General features: G+C 50.3%; 20 protein-coding genes and 3 pseudogenes. 16 read left to right on the top strand and 7 right to left on the bottom strand.

The window, feature by feature from the left end:
• Positions 1-194 precede the first annotated feature (194 nt).
• A complete protein-coding gene (locus ACTHRE_RS06155; RefSeq protein WP_285071431.1) occupies positions 195-1646 on the top strand; it encodes a DASS family sodium-coupled anion symporter in 1452 nt (483 codons plus the stop codon).
• Positions 1647-1740: 94 nt separating this feature from the next.
• On the top strand, positions 1741-3153 hold the full coding sequence (trkA, locus tag ACTHRE_RS06150) for a Trk system potassium transporter TrkA (RefSeq protein ID WP_377072416.1): 1413 nt from the start codon (positions 1741-1743) through the stop codon (positions 3151-3153).
• A 77-nt stretch (positions 3154-3230) separates the two neighbouring features.
• On the opposite strand, the gene lgt is transcribed toward trkA, so the two are convergent.
• Together lgt and ACTHRE_RS06140 are read right to left on the bottom strand one after the other, a co-directional pair.
• Complete coding sequence (gene lgt, locus ACTHRE_RS06145; protein WP_377072418.1) at positions 3231-4091, bottom strand: prolipoprotein diacylglyceryl transferase; 861 nt, start codon at positions 4089-4091, stop codon at positions 3231-3233.
• 74 nt (positions 4092-4165) lie between these two features.
• On the bottom strand, positions 4166-5296 hold the full coding sequence (locus ACTHRE_RS06140) for a M14 family metallopeptidase (RefSeq protein WP_377072420.1): 1131 nt from the start codon (positions 5294-5296) through the stop codon (positions 4166-4168).
• A 174-nt stretch (positions 5297-5470) separates the two neighbouring features.
• On the opposite strand from ACTHRE_RS06140, the gene argB reads away from it, so the two are divergent.
• The 12 genes and pseudogenes from argB (at position 5471) to ACTHRE_RS06080 (ending at position 14117) form a co-directional block, all read left to right on the top strand.
• Entirely contained in the window at positions 5471-6358 is an 888-nt protein-coding gene (gene argB / locus ACTHRE_RS06135; protein WP_377072422.1) for an acetylglutamate kinase, read from the top strand.
• A gap of 261 nt (positions 6359-6619) precedes the next feature.
• Positions 6620-7906, top strand: a complete 1287-nt coding sequence (eno, locus tag ACTHRE_RS06130) for a phosphopyruvate hydratase (RefSeq protein ID WP_377072424.1) — start codon at positions 6620-6622, stop codon at positions 7904-7906.
• Positions 7907-7929: 23 nt separating this feature from the next.
• Positions 7930-8205: a cell division protein FtsB gene (ftsB, locus tag ACTHRE_RS06125; protein WP_003679613.1), complete on the top strand. Its 276-nt coding sequence runs from the start codon at positions 7930-7932 to the stop codon at positions 8203-8205.
• A 101-nt stretch (positions 8206-8306) separates the two neighbouring features.
• Positions 8307-8798: a DUF1841 family protein gene (locus ACTHRE_RS06120; RefSeq protein WP_049335876.1), complete on the top strand. Its 492-nt coding sequence runs from the start codon at positions 8307-8309 to the stop codon at positions 8796-8798.
• Positions 8799-8910: 112 nt separating this feature from the next.
• A complete protein-coding gene (locus tag ACTHRE_RS06115; protein ID WP_377072426.1) occupies positions 8911-9618 on the top strand; it encodes an SIMPL domain-containing protein in 708 nt (235 codons plus the stop codon).
• Positions 9619-9696: 78 nt separating this feature from the next.
• Entirely contained in the window at positions 9697-10500 is an 804-nt protein-coding gene (locus tag ACTHRE_RS06110) for a hypothetical protein (RefSeq protein ID WP_377072428.1), read from the top strand.
• Complete coding sequence (locus ACTHRE_RS06105) at positions 10497-10922, top strand: hypothetical protein (protein ID WP_002231633.1); 426 nt, start codon at positions 10497-10499, stop codon at positions 10920-10922. The genes ACTHRE_RS06110 and ACTHRE_RS06105 overlap by 4 nt, the downstream gene beginning before the upstream one ends.
• A 46-nt stretch (positions 10923-10968) precedes the next feature.
• Positions 10969-11424: pseudogene (locus tag ACTHRE_RS06100) on the top strand (IS1595 family transposase); the annotation flags it as partial.
• A gap of 80 nt (positions 11425-11504) precedes the next feature.
• The gene (locus tag ACTHRE_RS06095; RefSeq protein ID WP_377072429.1) at positions 11505-11915 is read left to right on the top strand and encodes a hypothetical protein; all 411 of its coding nucleotides are present in this window, start codon (positions 11505-11507) and stop codon (positions 11913-11915) included.
• Between the two features lie 104 nt (positions 11916-12019).
• Positions 12020-12484, top strand: coding sequence for a hypothetical protein (locus tag ACTHRE_RS06090; protein ID WP_377072431.1), 465 nt, complete (start codon positions 12020-12022; stop codon positions 12482-12484).
• Positions 12485-12622: 138 nt separating this feature from the next.
• Positions 12623-13159 (top strand): hemagglutinin repeat-containing protein, encoded by a 537-nt coding sequence (locus ACTHRE_RS06085; protein ID WP_440345268.1) that lies wholly within the window; start codon positions 12623-12625, stop codon positions 13157-13159.
• A gap of 283 nt (positions 13160-13442) precedes the next feature.
• The gene (locus ACTHRE_RS06080) at positions 13443-14117 is read left to right on the top strand and encodes a hypothetical protein (protein ID WP_377072441.1); all 675 of its coding nucleotides are present in this window, start codon (positions 13443-13445) and stop codon (positions 14115-14117) included.
• On the opposite strand, the gene ACTHRE_RS06075 is transcribed toward ACTHRE_RS06080, so the two are convergent.
• Both ACTHRE_RS06075 and ACTHRE_RS06070 read right to left on the bottom strand, forming a co-directional pair.
• A complete protein-coding gene (locus ACTHRE_RS06075) occupies positions 14092-14583 on the bottom strand; it encodes a hypothetical protein (RefSeq protein WP_377072443.1) in 492 nt (163 codons plus the stop codon). The genes ACTHRE_RS06080 and ACTHRE_RS06075 overlap by 26 nt on opposite strands.
• 54 nt (positions 14584-14637) lie before the next feature.
• Positions 14638-14802 carry a hypothetical protein gene (locus tag ACTHRE_RS06070; RefSeq protein ID WP_377072444.1) on the bottom strand — a complete coding sequence of 55 codons (165 nt, stop codon included), beginning with the start codon at positions 14800-14802 and terminating at the stop codon, positions 14638-14640.
• A 358-nt stretch (positions 14803-15160) separates the two neighbouring features.
• Between ACTHRE_RS06070 and ACTHRE_RS06065 the strand changes: the two are divergent.
• Positions 15161-15310: pseudogene (locus tag ACTHRE_RS06065) on the top strand (RNA polymerase subunit sigma); the annotation flags it as partial.
• 107 nt (positions 15311-15417) lie between these two features.
• On the top strand, positions 15418-15615 hold the full coding sequence (locus ACTHRE_RS06060) for an ESPR domain-containing protein (protein ID WP_070461293.1): 198 nt from the start codon (positions 15418-15420) through the stop codon (positions 15613-15615).
• A gap of 103 nt (positions 15616-15718) precedes the next feature.
• Here ACTHRE_RS06060 and ACTHRE_RS06055 read toward each other — a convergent pair.
• From ACTHRE_RS06055 to ACTHRE_RS06045, 3 genes and pseudogenes are all read right to left on the bottom strand, one after another.
• A pseudogene (locus tag ACTHRE_RS06055) lies at positions 15719-16725 on the bottom strand (IS5 family transposase).
• A gap of 113 nt (positions 16726-16838) precedes the next feature.
• A complete protein-coding gene (locus ACTHRE_RS06050; RefSeq protein ID WP_107792518.1) occupies positions 16839-17366 on the bottom strand; it encodes a single-stranded DNA-binding protein in 528 nt (175 codons plus the stop codon).
• A 1-nt stretch (position 17367) separates the two neighbouring features.
• Positions 17368-18750, bottom strand: coding sequence for an MFS transporter (locus ACTHRE_RS06045; protein WP_070461587.1), 1383 nt, complete (start codon positions 18748-18750; stop codon positions 17368-17370).
• Positions 18751-18767: the final 17 nt, after the last annotated feature.

Below are 18767 nucleotides of genomic sequence, written 5' to 3'. Positions count from 1 at the left end.
CGGCCTATCACTGTAAATGCCGTCTGAAAAACGATACCCGCCTCCCATTCTCTTCTTTCCAAGATGGAAGAGAAACCCCAATAAGAAAATACCTTCCGAATCTACCAAAATACGTTCAGACAGGCTTCAGCAACACTCAGGCCGTCTGAAAACCGATTTCCCAATACTTCAATCCTCAAATTAGGAGATTCAACATGGGCTTCAAGCCAATTCCTGCTGCGGTCGCACTTGTGCTGACGCTGCTTATCTGGTTCGTTATCCCCGTTCCTCAAGGCGTATCGCCTGACGCATGGCATCTTTTGGCATTGTTCGTCGGCATTATTGCCGGCATCATCGGCAAAGCCATGCCTATCGGCGCAATGGCGATTTTGGGCATTACCTTGGTTGCACTGACCGGTGTGACCAACGAAAAAGCTGCAGACGCAACCAAAGACGCTTTGAGCAGCCTCAACAACTCACTCATCTGGATGATCGGTATCGCCATCATCATCTCGCGCGGTTTGTTGAAAACCGGCTTAGGGATGCGTATCGGCTACCTGCTGATCTCCCTTTTCGGCAAACGCACGCTGGGCGTAGGTTACAGTTTGGCTTTGGCGGACTTGGTCATCGGTCCGGTAACGCCGAGCAACACCGCGCGCGGCGGTGCCATCGTACATCCGATTATGAAATCCATTGCCCTGAGCTTCGACTCTGACCCTGAAAAAGGTACGGAAGGTAAAATCGGTAAATACCTTTCACTGGTCAACTTCCACTCCAACGTAATTACCTGTCTGATTTTTATCACTGCCACCGCACCCAATCCGCTGGTAGTCGAATTGGTTGCCAAAGCCACCAATTCGCAAATCCAACTCTCTTGGGGTACTTGGTTCTTGGCAATGATCGTACCCGGCCTGCTTGCTATGCTACTGATGCCGCTGGTGCTGTACTTCCTGTATCCGCCTGAAATCAAACAAACCCCTAACGCCACTGCATTGGCAAAAGAGCATTTGGCTGCCATGGGGCCGATGAAGCGTGAAGAAAAAATCATGCTGGGCATTTTCCTGGTTCTGCTGCTGTTGTGGGCGGGTATTCCTGAGATGCTGTTCGGCGTGAAAGTTGATGCTACCGCCACCACCTTCCTCGGCTTGAGCCTGTGCCTTTTGACCGGCGTACTGACTTGGGAAGATGCGCTGAAAGAAAAAAGCGCGTGGGACACCATTGTTTGGTTTGCTGCCTTGGTTATGATGGCAAACTTCCTCAACAAACTGGGCCTCATCAGCTGGTTGTCCGACTCCATGCAAAGCGGTATCGCCCACATGGGCTTGGGTTGGGAAGCCGGTTGCGCCCTGTTGATGCTGGCCTACCTCTACGCCCACTACGTTTTCGCCAGCGGTACGGCACATGTTACCGCCATGTTCGGCGCATTCTACGGCGCAGGCTTGGCCTTGGGCGCACCACCGATGCTGTTTGCCCTGATTATGGCAGCCGCTACCGGCATCATGATGTCGCTGACCCACTACGCCACAGGTTCTGCACCTGTCATTTACGGCTCCAACTATGTGACCATGACCGAATGGTGGAAAGCCGGCTTCATCATGAGCGTGGTCGAAATTCTGATTTTCAGCACTGTCGGCATCTTGTGGTGGAAAGCCTTGGGCTATTGGTAATCCTTTAGCCGATTGAAAAATCAGGCCGTCTGAAACTCCAATTTCAGACGGCCTTTTGTTACAATTTCATTTTTACCGAACACACTCGATTACCGTGAAAATACTCATCCTCGGCAGCGGCCAAGTCGGCTCGACCGTCGCCCAAAACCTCGCCTCTGTTCCCAGCAACGACGTTACCATCATCGACATCGACGAAAAAGCGCTCAACCGCATCAGCAGCCGCCTCGATGTCCAAACCATCGTCGGCAACGGCGCATCGCCCTTTACCCTCGAACAGGCAGGCGCGGCGGACTCCGACCTTCTGCTTGCCCTGACCCGCAGCGACGAAACCAACATTGTCGCCTCCAAAATCGCCGCCGACCTATTCAACATCCCCAGCCGCATCGCACGCGTGCGCTCAAGCGAATACCTCGAATATCCGGTTGACGGCAGCGATAACCCCGAAGAAGGCAGCCTCAACATTTTCGGCATTACCGAAACCATCAGCCCCGAACAACTGGTTACCGAACAACTTGTCGGCCTGCTCAACTACACCAGCTCATTGCAGGTACTCAGTTTCGCCAACGATAAAGTCCGCATGGTGATTGTTCAAGCACGCAAAGGCGGTTTGCTGATCGGCCGTGAAATTGCCGATATCAACCAACACCTGCTCGAAGGTGCGGACTGCCAAATCTGCGCCATCTACCGCAACAACCGCCTGATCGTCCCAACGCCGCAAACCGTCATCATTGAAGGCGATGAAGTCCTGTTTGCTGCCGACATCAACAGCGTTGAAGCCATCATGCGTGAATTGCGTCCGAAAGAAGCGCGTACCCGCCGCATCATGATTGCCGGCGGCGGCAACATCGGCTACCGCCTCGCCAAGCAGCTTGAATCCAAATACGACATCAAAATCATCGAATACAAACCCCAGCGCGCCGAATGGCTGGCCGAGAATCTGGACAACACCCTCGTCCTGCAAGGTTCCGCCACCGACGAAACCCTGCTGGACGAAGAATACATCGACGAAATCGACGTCTTCTGCGCGCTGACCAATGATGACGAAAACAACATCATGTCCAGCCTGTTGGCGAAAAACCTTGGTGCCAAACGCGTGATTACCATCGTCAACCGCTCAAGCTACGTCGATTTGCTCGAAGGCAACAAAATCGATATCGTCGTTTCCCCCCACCTGATTACCATCGGCTCCATCCTCGCCCACATCCGCCGTGGCGACATCGTTGCCGTCCATCCTTTGCGCCGTGGTACGGCCGAAGCCATTGAAGTGGTGGTACACGGCGATAAAAATACTTCCGCCATCGTCGGCCGCCGCATCAGCGGCATCAAATGGCCAAGCGACTGCTACATCGCCGCCATCGTCCGCGGCGCAACCGGCGAGGTCATCATGGGACACCACACCGAAACCATCCTCCAAGACGGCGACCACATTATCTTCTTCGTTTCACGCCGCCGCGTTCTGCCGGAGCTGGAAAAACTCATTCAAGTCAAAATGGGCTTTTTTGGTTAAACCCGAAATCCGTTTGCTTGAAGCGATAAAAAGGCCGTCTGAAAACCTTTTCAGACGGCCTTTATTCATTGTTTTATTTATGCTTTGGTAACGCTGTTTTTACGGCCAAACCAAACAAAACCAATAGCACCCAATACAATCATCGGCACGCTCAACCATTGACCCATGGACAAACCCAAAGTCAACAGGCCGAGATAGTCGTCAGGCTGGCGGGCAAATTCGGCAATAAAGCGGAACAAACCGTAACCGCCCAAGAACAATGCCGCCGTTTGACCGGCCGGACGCGGTTTTTTCGAGAAAATCCAAACGATAACAAACAGGCAAATGCCTTCAAGGGCAAACTGGTAAAGCTGAGACGGATGGCGCGGCAGCATGCCATATTGTTGCAGCCATTCGGCCCACAAAGGATTGTGCGCCGCAGCTTCCGCATCTTCATAACGCGCTTGCGGGAAACCCATCGCCCAGAAAGCATTGAGCTCGGTCACGCGTCCCCAAAGTTCGCCGTTGATAAAGTTGCCGATACGGCCGGAAGCCAAGCCCAGCGGTACGAGCGGCGCAACGGTATCCATCAATTTCAAGATACTGATGTTGTGCTTGCGGCCAAACAGCCACATGGCAACGACCACACCCAAGAATCCGCCATGAAACGACATGCCTCCTTCCCAAACTTTGAAAATATCCAACGGGTTGGCAAGATAATCGGAAAATTTATAAAACAAAACGTAGCCGATACGGCCGCCCAAGATGACGCCCAAGATACCCCAAGTCAGGAAATCGTCGAGTGTTTCTTTGGTAAACACAGAATTGCCCTGCGCGATACGGCGGCGGCCCAAAATCGTAAACAGGATAAAGCCGACGATATAGCTCAAGGCATACCAGCGGATGGCAAGCGGGCCGATGCTGATCAGCACCGGATCAAACTGGGGATGTATCATCATAATGTGTGTTCCTTATCTCAAAGGCCGTCTGAAAGCCTGAACTTTCAGACGGCCTGTATGCAGTGTCGGATGGTTTAACGCAATTCGTCAACCACATTCAAAATAGCAGACAACATGGCCTCGCCCAAGCGCAGCGAGCGTTGGCCGTTCCAGCCGAAATCGTCGTCCGGCAGGTTGGCATTGTCTTTAAACGGCATTTCCAAAGTATAGGCAAGGCAGTTGAAATGATTGCCGACCCAGTTGGTCGCCAAAGTCATGTTTGCCTGACCCGGCGCATCTTTGTCATAGCCGTAATCGTCTTGGAAATCGGGGCTGGCATTGAGCAGCGCGAGTTTGAATTGGTCTTCCAAGGCTTCGATGCGCTCGTTGTAGTTCGGCACGCCTTCGGTACCGGCCACAAAGACAAACGGCAGACCTTCATCGCCGTGAATATCCAAGAACAAATCCACGCCGGTTTCCATCATTTTTTCGCGGACGGCAAAGACTTCGGGGCTTCGCTCCAAAGTCGGTGTTTCCCATTCGCGGTTGAGGTTGGCGCCGGCGGCATTGGTGCGCAGGTTGCCCAAAACCGAACCGTCCGGATTCATATTCGGCACAATATAGAAAGTCGCACGGTCAAGCAGCATACGCGCGGTCGGATCTTGCGGATCAAGCAGACGGCCCAGCAAACCTTCGACAAACCATTCCGCCATGGTTTCGCCCGGATGCTGACGGGCGATAATCCAGACTTTCATGTCGCTTTCGACTTGGTTGCCGATGGTCAGAAGATTGATATCGCGACCTTGAACGGTACTGCCCAAGTCGTCGATACGGCACAAACCACTGCCCTGAGCATCGCCCAAAAGGTTCAAATGCTGCTCATGGGAATAAGGCTCAAAATAAGCGTAGTAAACGCTGTTGGACAAAGGCGTATGGTTGATGGTCAACACGCCGTTTTCGTAGCTGGTCGGCACGCGAAACCAATTTTGGCGGTCGTAAGAGGCGCAAGCCTGATAGTCCTCCCAGCCCAAAGGATACGCAGCGTCCGCCGCATTTTCAAAATGCATCACGCAGTTTTGATAGGCCGCACCCTGCAAACGGAAGTAAAACCATTGGGCAAACTCCGAAGCATTGTCGGGACGCAGGGCGAGGCGGATATCGGCAGGGTTGCTCAAGTCTTTGACAACAACCGAACCGGCATCGAATTGGGTGCTGATTTTCATCATGGGTATCCTTAGTAATCGGCGAAGAGGCCGAAGCAAACCGTCATTTTACCGTTTGCATGAGGCTGGTTTCAACCATTTAACTGATTTAACAGGATTTCAAGCGCCTGGAAATATTGTTTCAGACGGCCTTTGGGATTAAGATAAAGGCAGAAATCATGAAACAAGGTTGAAACCATGACCCAGCAACAATCTGTCTCCCCTGCCATCAAGGCTCACGTCCTTGCCGAATCTTTACCTTATATCCGCCGTTTTTCTGGCTCCATCATCGTCATCAAATACGGCGGCAACGCCATGACCGAACCTGCCTTAAAAGAGGGCTTCGCACGCGATGTCGTCCTGCTCAAACTGATCGGCCTGCATCCCGTCATCGTTCACGGCGGCGGCCCGCAAATCAATGAGATGTTGGAAAAAGTCGGCAAAAAAGGAGAATTTGTTCAAGGCATGCGCGTGACCGACAGCGAAACCATGGACATCGTAGAAATGGTTTTGGGCGGACACGTCAATAAAGAAATCGTTTCCATGATTACCACCTTCGGCGGTCGCGCCGTCGGCATTACCGGCCGGGACAACCACTTCATCAAAGCGGAAAAACTCCTGATCGATACGCCCGAACAAAAAGGTGTGGACATCGGCCAAGTCGGCACAGTGGCCGACATCGATACCCGTTTGGTGGAAGGCTTGGTCGAGCGCGGCTGCATTCCGGTCATTGCCCCCATCGGCGTAGGCCAAAACGGCGAAGCGTTCAACATCAATGCCGACTTGGTTGCCGGCAAACTGGCGGAAAAACTTCAGGCCGAAAAACTGCTGATGATGACCAATATCCCCGGCGTACTGGATAAAGAAGGCAAATTATTGACCACCCTGACACCAAGCCGCATTGACGAACTGATTGAAGACGGCACGCTGTACGGCGGCATGCTGCCTAAAATTGCCTCTGCCGTCGAAGCCGCCAAAAGCGGCGTCAAAGCCACACATATCATAGACGGCCGCGTTCCAAACGCCCTGCTCTTGGAAGTGCTGACCGATGACGGCGTAGGCTCAATGATTTTGGGAGCAGGCTAATCCGTTTTTCAGACGGCCTTATGCCTTATTTAATCAGCTTTTCACCCTAAAAAGGGTAAAAAATGTTACACTATACAGCTTATGTTTGTTTGAGCGATATTGACGTGAAACAAACTTACAGTCGGTTTCATACCAACTCCGATGCCATACTTGGCAAAGACGGTATAATGTCTGCATTCATCAGACTTTGGCAATCATCCTTAAGGCCGTCTGAAACGTAACAAAGCTACTTTTCTTTTACTATCCTATTTGGAGATATTCATGAGCGCAATCGTTGATATTTTTGCACGCGAAATTTTGGACTCTCGCGGCAACCCTACCGTAGAGTGTGACGTATTGTTGGAATCCGGCGTCATGGGCCGTGCAGCCGTACCAAGCGGCGCATCAACCGGCCAAAAAGAAGCTTTGGAACTGCGTGACGGCGACAAATCCCGTTACTTGGGCAAAGGCGTATTGAAAGCCGTTGACCACGTCAACAACCAAATCGCGCAAGCCCTCATCGGTATCGATGCCAACGAACAATCTTATATCGACCAAATCATGATCGAATTGGACGGTACTGAAAACAAAGGCAACTTGGGTGCCAACGCCACTTTGGCCGTTTCCATGGCCGTAGCACGCGCAGCCGCTGAAGATGCAGGTCTGCCTCTGTACCGTTACTTGGGCGGCGCAGGCCCAATGGCTCTGCCTGTTCCGATGATGAACGTTATCAACGGCGGCGAACATGCCAACAACAGCCTGAACATCCAAGAATTCATGATTATGCCTGTCGGCGCAAAATCTTTCCGCGAAGCCCTGCGTTGCGGTGCCGAAATTTTCCACGCACTGAAAAAACTGTGTGATGCCAAAGGCTTCCCAACTACCGTTGGCGACGAAGGCGGTTTCGCACCTAACCTGAACAGCCACAAAGAAGCTCTGCAACTGATCGTTGAAGCAACCGAAGCCGCAGGCTACAAAGCCGGCGAAGACGTATTGTTCGCCCTGGACTGCGCATCCAGCGAGTTCTACAAAGACGGCCAATACCATCTGGAAGCCGAAGGCCGCTCCTACACCAGCGCAGAATTTGCCGAATACTTGGAGGGCCTGGTTAACGAATTCCCAATCATTTCCATTGAAGACGGTATGGACGAAAACGACTGGGAAGGCTGGAAACTGCTGACCGAAAAATTGGGCAAAAAAGTTCAATTGGTCGGCGACGACTTGTTCGTAACCAATCCAAAAATCTTGGCCGAAGGCATCAAAAAAGGCGTGGCAAACGCATTGCTGGTTAAAGTGAACCAAATCGGTACATTGAGCGAAACCCTGCAAGCCGTCGACTTGGCCAAACGCAACCGCTACGCCAGCGTAATGAGCCACCGTTCCGGTGAAACCGAAGACAGCACCATTGCCGACTTGGCCGTTGCCACCAACTGCATGCAAATCAAAACCGGCTCCCTGTCCCGTTCTGACCGCATGGCGAAATACAACCAATTGTTGCGCATCGAAGAAGAATTGGCCGAAGCCGCTTACTACCCTGGCAAAGCCGCATTCTACCAATTGGGCAAATAAGCAAAATATAGGATATTGATTGTATGAAGTGGGTGACTTTTGTTTTAACCTTCGCACTGTTGTGCTGTCAGTACAGCCTTTGGTTTGGCAAAGGCAGTGTCGGGCATACGGAAGAATTGCAGGAACAGCTCGTCCGTCAGGAGGAAAAAAACCAAACGCTCACTTTACGCAACAATTTCCTCAATGCGGAAGTTGAAGACTTAGCACACGGACAAGAGGCCATCGCCGAAATTGCCCGCGTCGAATTGGGCTATGTCCAAGACGGCGAAGTGTATTACCGAATCATCGATCGCCGCTAAACCCTGCAAAACAAAGGCCGTCTGAAAACATATTTTTCAGACGGCCTTTTTTATCGCAATCGCTATATAATCACATATCCCAAAATCAAATCACACCCATCATGTATGACGTAAACACCCACGATGTCCGCCGATTCTTTGCCCACGTCTGGCAACACAGGCTTGCACCGCTCCAATTGGACGGCCTGCAACAAAAAGCATTGCGCATTATCGAAGCCCATCCCGAATACGGACACTATCTCGAAGACATCGAACAATATTTAGATAAAGAATGGTTGCCCGAAGACGGCGAAAGCAACCCATTCCTGCATATGTCGCTACACCTTTCCCTACAAGAGCAAAGCGCCATCGACCAGCCACCAGGCATCCGTGCCATCCACCATCAACTTTGCGCCCGTTATAACGGCGACTGGGTCAAAGCCGAACACGATATGATGGAAGCCTTGGCAGAAACCATCTGGGAAGCACAACGCTACGGACGGGGCCTTGACGTCAATGCCTACATGACCCGCTTGCGGAAATTGGTCGGCTTAGGCCAAGAAGAAAAAGCCCGCCTCAATCCCCATGAAGTCGGCCTGATGGATACAAAGTAACTTCTTTTCAGACGGCCTCAACCCATACAAATCCTTACGCTTACCAAAGCCAACGTTTCCATATTTCATGCTAAATTATTTTTTTAAAATCCGCATTACAAGGAAAACCAAAATGCTCCGCCCAGCCCTTACCGCCCTACTGCTAGCTGCCTCCCTGCCCGTAGCAGCAGAAAGCCTCAACTACAACATCGTTGAATTTTCCGAATCCGCCAACATGGAAGTGCCGCGGGATACCATGACCGCGCATTTCAGTATCAACGCAGAAGGCAAAGACCGTCAAGCCGTCAACCAAGTCTTCATGAAAAAATTTAACCAGTTCAACAAAATCTCTCAAAACAACAAATTTAAAGCAGAGCTGATGGAGCGCAACGCATCCCCGCGCTATCAATACACCAACGGCAAACGTACCCAAACCGGCTGGGAAGAACACGCCTACTTCAAAGTAGAAAGCAAAGACTTTGAAGCACTCAACCGCCTGATTGCCGACAGTATCAATATCGCCGTTTTGGAAAGCTCCTCATTTTCCGTATCCAAAGAAAAACGTGAAGAAACCGTCGATCAACTGAGCAAGGCCGTCATCCTGCGCTTCAAAGACCGCGCCCAAAACCTCGCCCAAACGCTTGGCTTCTCCAGCTACAAAATCGTTAAACTCAACTTGGGCCACATCGGCAACCGCCAAGTAGGCGGCGATTTTGCACACGCCAAAATGCTTCGTGCAATCCCCGCTGCAGAAGTAGCGGCAGGAATAGAAGATGGCATACCAGCCTCTCCGGGTTCAGAAGAAATCAGCCTGACCGTCAACGGCTCGGTGCAGATGTAGGATTTTCATTTAAATCATTTTAAAGGCCGTCTGAAAGTATATTTTTCAGACGGCCTTTTATATTACTCAATGATTAAAATGGCATTTAATCCCGAAAGAAGGCAGGCTCATAGCGAAGAGTTCGGCAAAACCGATACTGTTGTGTTAATGTCTTACGGTAAATCACCGGAAGAAATTGCCGCCAATGCAAAAATGATGCGGATTGGCAGCGAACTGCTTACCAATATGACGGTTGTCGGAACGATTAAAGATTTCAAACAGGCCGACACGTTTAGAGATTATGCTGTTGCAACTATTTTTGCCATTCCGGGAGTGAAAGTAGCTAAAAAACTAGAAACCGTCCGCGATTTCAGAAAGGCCTACGAAGCTGCCAAAGAAGCGGGGGATTTGCGCACAGCCAAGAAATTGTTTGAATTAGCCAAAGATGCGAAAGGCTCGCCTAGAAGATTTGAACAACTTGAGGTTAAAGTAAGCAAGATACAAGAAGAGTTGGCAAGATTAGAAATTGATTTTGCTAAAATTCCTAAGGAATTTCAAAAAGCATCTTGGAACCCGCAAAGATTTTCTTTAGCCGATAACCAATTTGGTCACAAAGTAGGAAGACATGCTACTGAACATGGATTTGATATGAAAACTTCTAGCGGAAGAGAAAGTTTTAAAAAATTTATTTATGAAATTGCTAAACGGCCAGATGAGTTAAGGGTAGGAACTTTTAACGGGCAGGGAATCAGGCAAGGTGCAAATCATGCACGTGGATCAGTTTTATTTAGAATTAAAGGAAATAATGTAGTAGTAACATCTCCTGAAGGAGAGCTTATAACAATTTTGAAAAATGGCTTAACTAATCCATCAGTAAAAGAAGGGATAAGGGTAAATAAATGAATGAGTTAAATGGAAGGATTTTATCAGTAAAGGGGCTTTTCTTCATATATGACGAAACGGATCTTGATATTGATGTCCAACGTCCCGATGAAATACAGTTTGATTTGGAAGGGATCCCTGTTTTATTTAAGTGTAATGGCAGCGAACCGAATCTGTCTTATGAAATCAACAAGGAAGCTGAAAACGTATCTTTAGGTAGTTATGGAGAGCTTAAAATATTCGATTTAACCGATTTTGATTTTTTTGGTTTCCTTAAAGATGAAGACCTATTGGAAATGAGAAAACTATATCTTGATGATGATGAAATCGGGTTTCGGCTAATTTTTTCCCAATCAGTGTTGAATATGATTAATTGGGGAGATGAATTTTTTTTGTTTAAAAACTTACCCGAATTTTTAATAAATGAAAATCTCCATGAATAAAAATTTAGGGGCTGTACTAGATAAGCAGTCATGTTAGACTGCAAAAATGAAGATAACCCATTGTAAACTAAAAAAGAGTATTCAAAAGAAACTGCTCCAGTTTTTTGTACTCGAAGTTACCGCCCGTTCAGCAGCTGATTTATCGGGCATCCACCCCAATTCGGCAGTGCTGTTTTACCGCAAGATTCGCGAAGTCATCAGCCATCATCTTTCACTGGAAGCCGATACGGTTTTTGACGGCTCAGTTGAGTTGGACGAGAGCTATTTTGGCGGACACCGCAAAGGCAAACGTGGACGCGGTGCGGCAGACAAAGTGGCAGTTTTTGGTATTCTCAAACGCGGCGGCAAGGTTTATACCGTGGTTATTGAGAACGCTAAAAGAGAGACGTTATTTCCTGTTATCACAAAGAAAATTATGCCTGACAGTATTGTCTATACGGATTGTTTGAGTAGCTATGATGTGTTGGATGTAAGCGGATTTACCCACCACCGCATTAATCACAAGACAACCGCTACCAGGATTGGGAAAACCACGAGCGCAAAAAGTCCGGCCTAACCGGCAGCCTGAAAAACGGCGTGGCGATGGCCGGTTACGGCAAAACCCAAGAAAACCTGCAGCAAAACAGCGTATCGTCTGCCGTAATCTCCTCGCAGATAGGCAGCCTGAAAGGCAACACCACCGTAGCAGCGGGCGGCAAACTGACTACCGAAGCCGCACAACTGTATGCCGGCGGCGATCTGCATCTGCAGGGGCGCGAAGTTTCCCTCGGCGAAGCCTATAACCGCAGCGAACAGCACAGCCGGACACAGCGCAAACAAAGCGGCTTCTCGGTCGGCATCACTTACGACCCCTATACCGCCGGCAAAAACGCCTGGGACAAAGCCATGCAGGGCGGCGGGTACAGCGACAGTATCGTCGGTAACTGGATGCAGCGCAGCAGCGCAGCAGCGCCTCAGCCAAAGCCAGCCAGGCCGCCGGCACCCCTGTCGTGATCAGCGGCGGCCGCAGCCGCAGCACGCATTGGAGTCACAGCTCAGGGGGTGCGAGAAATACATAATAAAGCAAAAGAACTATATGACCAAACAAGAAAGGATAGATGATGGGTTACCATATTAGGATAATAAATACCAGCAAAAAAATTTCAGACGAAAATAAAATATTAAAAAACAAGGAGAACTTGTCAATATTTTTAAGAGAAAAATTTAATTATCATGAAGATTGCAACGAGATGGGTGAAGTATATTTTTATGACCCAAACGATGAGGAAAGCATTCTTTTTTATGATGGGGAAGAATTGCTTGCAATTACCACAAGCAATGATCTACTATCATCAATGATAAAAATTGCAAGGTCGTTTAAGGATGGTTCCAGAGTTGTTGGTGATGAAAATGAGACTTACAAGGATATAAATAATGCATATCTACATGAGGATGATTATGAGCAGACGCAACAAAAAGAAGATAACTACATTAAAAAAATTAAGGACGCCATTATTCCAATAATAGTTCCTATTTTACTTGGGATAATTGCATTAATATTAAAAATATTAAAAATTAATTAATCTTAAAGCAAAGCCGACGACCGCACCCGCGCCCTGCAGGGTCTAGCCGCCGGCGCCCAAGCCTACCAACTGGCCGATGGCGTCGGCAAAGTAGCCGATGCCGTCAAAAACCAAACCGGACAGCAAGGCGCCGTCCTCTTGTCCGTCGAAGCCGGCTTCGGCTTTAAAACCGCCGGCAAAGAGCAAAACCAACACTACCGCCAAAGCCGCGAAAGCAGCCTGAAAGCTGGCGGCGACATCAATATCCGCAGCCGCGAGGGCGACATTACCGTCCAAGGCAGCAACATTACTGCGGGCGACACCATCCGCCTCGATTCCGCGCGCGACATCCTGCTGCAGTCGGCCCAAGACAGCCAACATCAGGACGGCAAAAACCGCAATGCCGGCGTACAGGTCGGCGTCGGGGTTTCCGTTGGTGCCCAAACCGGCGTCTATATCTACGCCGAAGCCGCCTACGGCAAAGGCAAAAACCGCACCGACAGCCAAACCCATCAAAACACCCTGCTGCAATCGGACAAACTGCAGCTCAGCAGCAAGGGCAATACCGTGCTGAACGGTGCCCAAGCCCATGCAAAACGCATCGACGCTGAAGTCGGCGGCACACTGCACATCGAAAGCCCGCAGGACACTGTCGAACAGGAGAGCAAACAAAGCGGCGGCGGCATCCGCGCCTAAGTCGCGCTCGGTACCGCATGGAGCGTATCCGGCAACTACAACCAAAGCAAAGCCAGCGGCCACAGCCGCAGCGAAAGATATTAGGATCAACCAACAGCAGGTAAACAACCAAATGTGCCGGGTAGGGATCTGCCGCCCGGATGTCCAAGCCACCTTGCGTGATTCTAATAAACGAATTTATATCGAATACGATCGCGCCAGTTCGAACCGTGGAGCCGGACATGCATCGAGAGCATTGAGTAATGATCCGGATGCTATTGTAACTTTAAGAACCGTGGATTAGATGATGAATGTAAACAAAGATTTTTTTCTTGCAAAAGACGGCCATCCAAGCCTGAAACAGTTTTATTTTATTGGCGCGCCATTTGAAAAAGCATTGGATCTCTATTTGAAAAGATTAATGGATTTAAGCGACTTTTATCAGAATTTAAAACCGAAACTATCGTATTTGGATGAGGAATATACCCTCAGTCAGAAATTGGATTTCTTGAATCCGCTTGAGATTACCGGATCATCCAAATATTTATTGTTGGAAACGCAGTCTGATTGGTCATTACTAATAGACAATAATCGGAACGGCACAGACTTTTCAAGTGTGCCGTATGAAGCCTTGCTGTGGAAAATCAGATTATTGACTATGTACTTACGCCCATATTTTGGCAAAGATGAATTCGGTGCGGTCTCATTTACCCTATATGAGGGCAGCAAACAGGTTTCCCGTCATGACTGCGAAACCAGAGATGTTATGCTGCATAAAGAAACCAGTCGTGTCGAGTTTATGGAATATGGCACGCCGCTGCCGTTTGAACAGACAGAAAAATATACCGAAAGACTCAAAAAAAACAGGCTGACTGTGGAGATGATCGAAGAATATTGCAAACATTTAGGCATTTCATTATTTGATTTGGACTTCTACCAGTCCAAAGCCGCCCTTATTGAGATATTGAGAAACAAATAACTTCCATCTCTTCAAAAAGACAGTCTGAAAAATATTCAGGCTGTCTTTTAACGTCGGCAGCCAGAGCGGTCTCTTTGCCGGCGAAGGCGGCTACCACATCACAGCCGACAGCGTCCGACTCAAAGGCGGTGCCATCGCTTCTGCCGCAGACAAAGACCACAACGAACTCACCGCCCGCAGTTTCAGCTTTGAAGACATCCGCAACGAAAGCAGCTACAGTGCCCAAAGCATGGGTATCGGTGCCGGTTATGGCGGCAGCCTGAAAGGAAGCAACGGCTTCAATCAAAGCGCCTTCGGCCGTGCGTCCCAAACCGCCGGCCAGAACATGAACAAAGGCCTCAACTACAGCCCCACCCTGCCGCAGCATGAAAGCGGCGGCAGCCAAGGCTATACCCGCTCCGTACTCAGCGAAGGCAACATCACCATCGGCGGCAAAAAAACCAGTGCCCGCGCCCTCGGCATCCATACCGATTCGGCTACTGCCCATCACGGTGCCGACAGCGTTCCCGATCTGCAAAACCTACTCGACAAACAGCAAACCGTCGCCCAATCTACTGCCGCCATCCACAGTGCCGTCGGCACCTATAGGGGCAACCGTGCCAAAGCGGCAGCCGAAGAGCTGGAAAAACAACAGGCCGCCCACGAAGGCAGCCTGAAAGAGCGTAACGACGGCAGCTACGAACACTATCTCAGCCTAAGCCATCGGCCGCACCCTCGGCCACGGCGGACACCAAAACACAGCCGCACAAATCGTCGCCCACTTTATGCTCGGCGCCGCCTTAGCCTACGCCAACGGCGCCGACCCGCTTGCCGGCGACAGCGCTGCTGTTGCTGCCGAACGTGCGGCCGGGTATCTGGCCAAACAATACGACGACGGCCATACCGCGATTGACCCGACAACGGGAAAATTCAATCCCAACCTGTTACCCGAGCACATTAAAGAAGAGATTAAAGCGCAGACCGGGGCGATTGCTTCGGTGGTGGGTGCGGCGGGCGGCAGTCTGAACAGCACAAACGGCGGCAACGGAGCGTTGTTTGATGCGCCGCTGCCTGAAGGCGAATACCAAGATCCCTTCGACTTTATGCGTGCCTACGATTTGGACTTCCCTTACGAATACCTGCAAAACTGGGTGGATTACTACACCGGCCAAACAGATACTTTGGGTTTGCCGCCGCTTGCGAATGACGAATAGAGTTTAGGATTAAGTTGCTGTGTGTTTACATCGCAGGCAGCCTGCCCCCTTTTCTCGTTTTCAGGCTGCCTTTCCCCACCCCCGCACACACTACGGATACCCCCGCCATGAACAAACACCGCCATAAAACCGTCTTCAACCGCACCCGCGGCATCCTGATGGCCGTAGCCGAGACTGCCATCGGGCAGGGCAAAAGTTCCGGCGAGCGCTCAAGCGGAGAAGCCGGTGGCGGTAACGGCAGCCTAAAAACCCATTCAGGCAGATACCTTTGCAAAAAAGCCCTTCCCTCGACAGCCGAAACCTAAACACAGGTTTTCGGCTGTTTTTGTTTCGAATATCCACTGATTCTACTCAAATACCCCCTTAATCCTCCCCGGGTACCTGATTATCAGGCATCCGGGCCGCCTTTTAGGCGGCAACAGGCGCACTTAGCCTGTTGGCGGCTTTCAAAAGGTTCAAACACATCGCCTTCAGATGGCTTTGTGCACTCACTTTAATCAGTCCGAAGTAGGCTGCCCGGGCGTAGCGGAATTTACGGTGCAGCGTACCGAAGCTTTGTTCGACCACATAACGGGTCTTCGACAAATATCGGTTACGCTTCGTTTGCACTTCCGACAGCGGATGTTTACGGTGGGCTTTGCGCATAATGCCGTCCAGCAGCCGATGCTCTTCCAGATGTTGCCGGTTTTCCGCACTGTCGTAGCCTTTGTCGGCATAGACGGTCGTACCTTCGGGCAGTCCTTCCAACAAAGGCGACAGGTGTTTGCACTCATGGGCATTGGCGGGGGTAATGTGCAGTTTCTCTATATAGCCTTCCGCATCGGTACGGGTATGTTGTTTGTAACCGAGTCTGTATAAACCGTTTTTCTTTATCCAACGAGCATCGCTGTCTTTACTCGGTGTGGTTTGGCCGCTGACTTGTCCTTCTTCATCGACTTCTATGGCCTGACGCTGTTTGCTGCCGGCGGTCTGAATAATGGTGGCGTCAATGACGGCGGCGGATGCTTTCTCTACTTTTAGGCCTTTTCGGTCAGTTGGTAGTTAATCAGTTCCAGCAGTTCGGACAGGGTGTCGTCTTGCGCCAGCCAGTTGCGGTAGCGGCATAGGGTGCTGTAATCGGGGATGCTCAGTTCGTCAAAGCGGCAAAACAGGTTGAAGTCGATGCGGGTGATGAGGCTGTGTTCGAGCTCGGGATCGGAGAGGCTGTGCCATTGGCCGAGCAGGACGGCTTTAAACATGGACAACAGGGGATAGGCGGGACGGCCGCGGTGGTCTCTAAGGTAACGGGTTCTTTGACGGTTCAGGTACTGTTCGATCGGTTGCCAATCAATCACTTGATCCAATTTCAATAGTGGGAAGCGGTCGATGTGTTTGGCAATCATGGCTTGGGCGGTTTGCTGGAAGAAGGTACTCATGGAAAATCCCCTAAATGTCTTAGTAGGAATTTAGGGGATTTTGGGGAATTTTGCAAAGGTCTCAGGCCGTCTGAAAGTATATTTTTCAGACGGCCTTTTGTATTGTTCAATGATTAGAAGGGAATATCGTCGTCGATATCATCAACCGGAGCAGTCGGTTGTACCGGAGCAGGACGACGGGCTGGGGCGGCTGGGGGTTCTTGAGCTGGAGCAGATTGGTATTGCTGTTGTGGCGCTTGTTGGTAACTGCTTTGGCTTGAATGACCGCCTTGGTTGTAGCCGTCATCGTATGGTGCGCCGCCGCTGTTGTCGTTGCGGCCGCCGAGCATTTTCATTTCGTTGGCGATGATGTCGTAAGCGGTGCGCTCGATGCCGTCTTTTCCTTGGTATTTACGGCTTTGGATACGGCCTTCCAGGTACACTTGGCTGCCTTTACGCAGGTATTGACCGGCGATCTCGGCGAGTTTGCGGTACATGGTGATGTTGTGCCATTCGGTACGTTCTACACGTTGGCCGTTGCGGTCGTTCCACGTTTCGCTGGTGGCAACGCTGAAGTTACAGACGGCCTCGCCGTTGGGCATATAGCGGACTTCCGGGTCGCGGCCGAGTCGGCCGATGAGGATAACTTTATTCAATGACATTTTACACTCCTGTGATAATTTTTTCGGCGGCCTCTTGGTCGAATCCTTTTTGCAAGGCCTTGATATAAATGGTTTGTTTGTCTGCGCTAAAGCTGATGCTTTCAACGCCTTCAATTTCGGTCAATTTTTGGTAGAGCAAATCCGGATTTTGTTGCCATTCGGCGTTAAGCGGATAGCTGAGGTTTTTGACAGGTTTAGGTGCCGGCGAAATGACTGCCAATACCAGCCACAACAACATCAATACGCTACAAAAGGCAAATACGCCTACAAAACCGTATTTTTGGAACAATAAACCACCGGTTGCACCGCCGACAAACAAGCCGACCGACTGCATGGTGTTATACACGCCCATCGCCGTACCTTTCAAATCAGACGGTGCGATTTTCGATACCATAGACGGCAGGCTGGCTTCCAATACATTGAAACCAATAAAATAAACAATCAGATAAGCGGTAATCAACCATACCGAGTGCATTCCAAACAGCAGACCGATTTGCGCCGCGGCAATGCAGATGATACCAAGGATAAACACTTGTTTGAGTTTGTTGCGCGTTTCACCAACGATAATCAGCGGCACCATAATAATCAGGCCGGTAATGGTTGACGGCAGATAAACTTGCCAGTGATGGATTTTTTCCAAACCCAACTGCGTCATGGCAAACGGCAATGCAGTAAATAAAGCCATTTGCGCCGCATGCAAGGCAAAAATACCAAAGTCAAGATTGAGCAGTTGGCGGTTTTTCAATACCTCGCCCATACGTGAAGGCTGCGCCTGCGTGTCTTCGTGCATTTTTGACACTTCGGGATCAGGCGTCATCCAAGCAACCACACCGATACTGATTACAGTCAGAATACCGGTCAGCGCAAACAGGCCGGATACGCCGATAAAGCTGGCAATCATCGGCGCAAGCACCAGGCTGACGGAGAAGGTCAAGCCGATACTCAGGCCGATCATCGCCATCGCACGCGTCCGCACTTCGTTACGGGTCAAATCCGCAAGCAAAGCCGTTACCGCCGCGCTGACGGCACCCGCGCCTTGAATGGCACGAGCGGCAACCAACATCTGCAGGCTGTCGGCAACTGCGGCCAAAAAACTACCCGCCGCAAACACAATCAGGCCGGCATAAATCACTTTTTTACGGCCGAACTTGTCGGAAGCCATGCCCAAAGGCAGCTGCAGCAAAGCCTGTGTCAGCCCGTAAATACCCATCGCCATACCGACCAATGCTTTATTATTTTCTGCGCCGGGCAACGAAGCGGCATACATCGCCAAAACAGGCAACACCAAAAACATCCCCAACATACGCAGTGCGTAAACGCCGGAAAGTGTGGTACTGGCACGCCACTCGTGCGGAAACATTTGAATGCGGTTATCTCTTGCCATAAATAATGTTTCAGACG

It is taken from the genome of Neisseria sp. P0001.S007, from assembly GCF_051963655.1.
Lineage (GTDB): Bacteria > Pseudomonadota > Gammaproteobacteria > Burkholderiales > Neisseriaceae > Neisseria > Neisseria subflava_A.
Note: the sequence above shows the minus strand (reverse complement) of the source record. Positions and strands in the feature narration are given on the sequence as shown.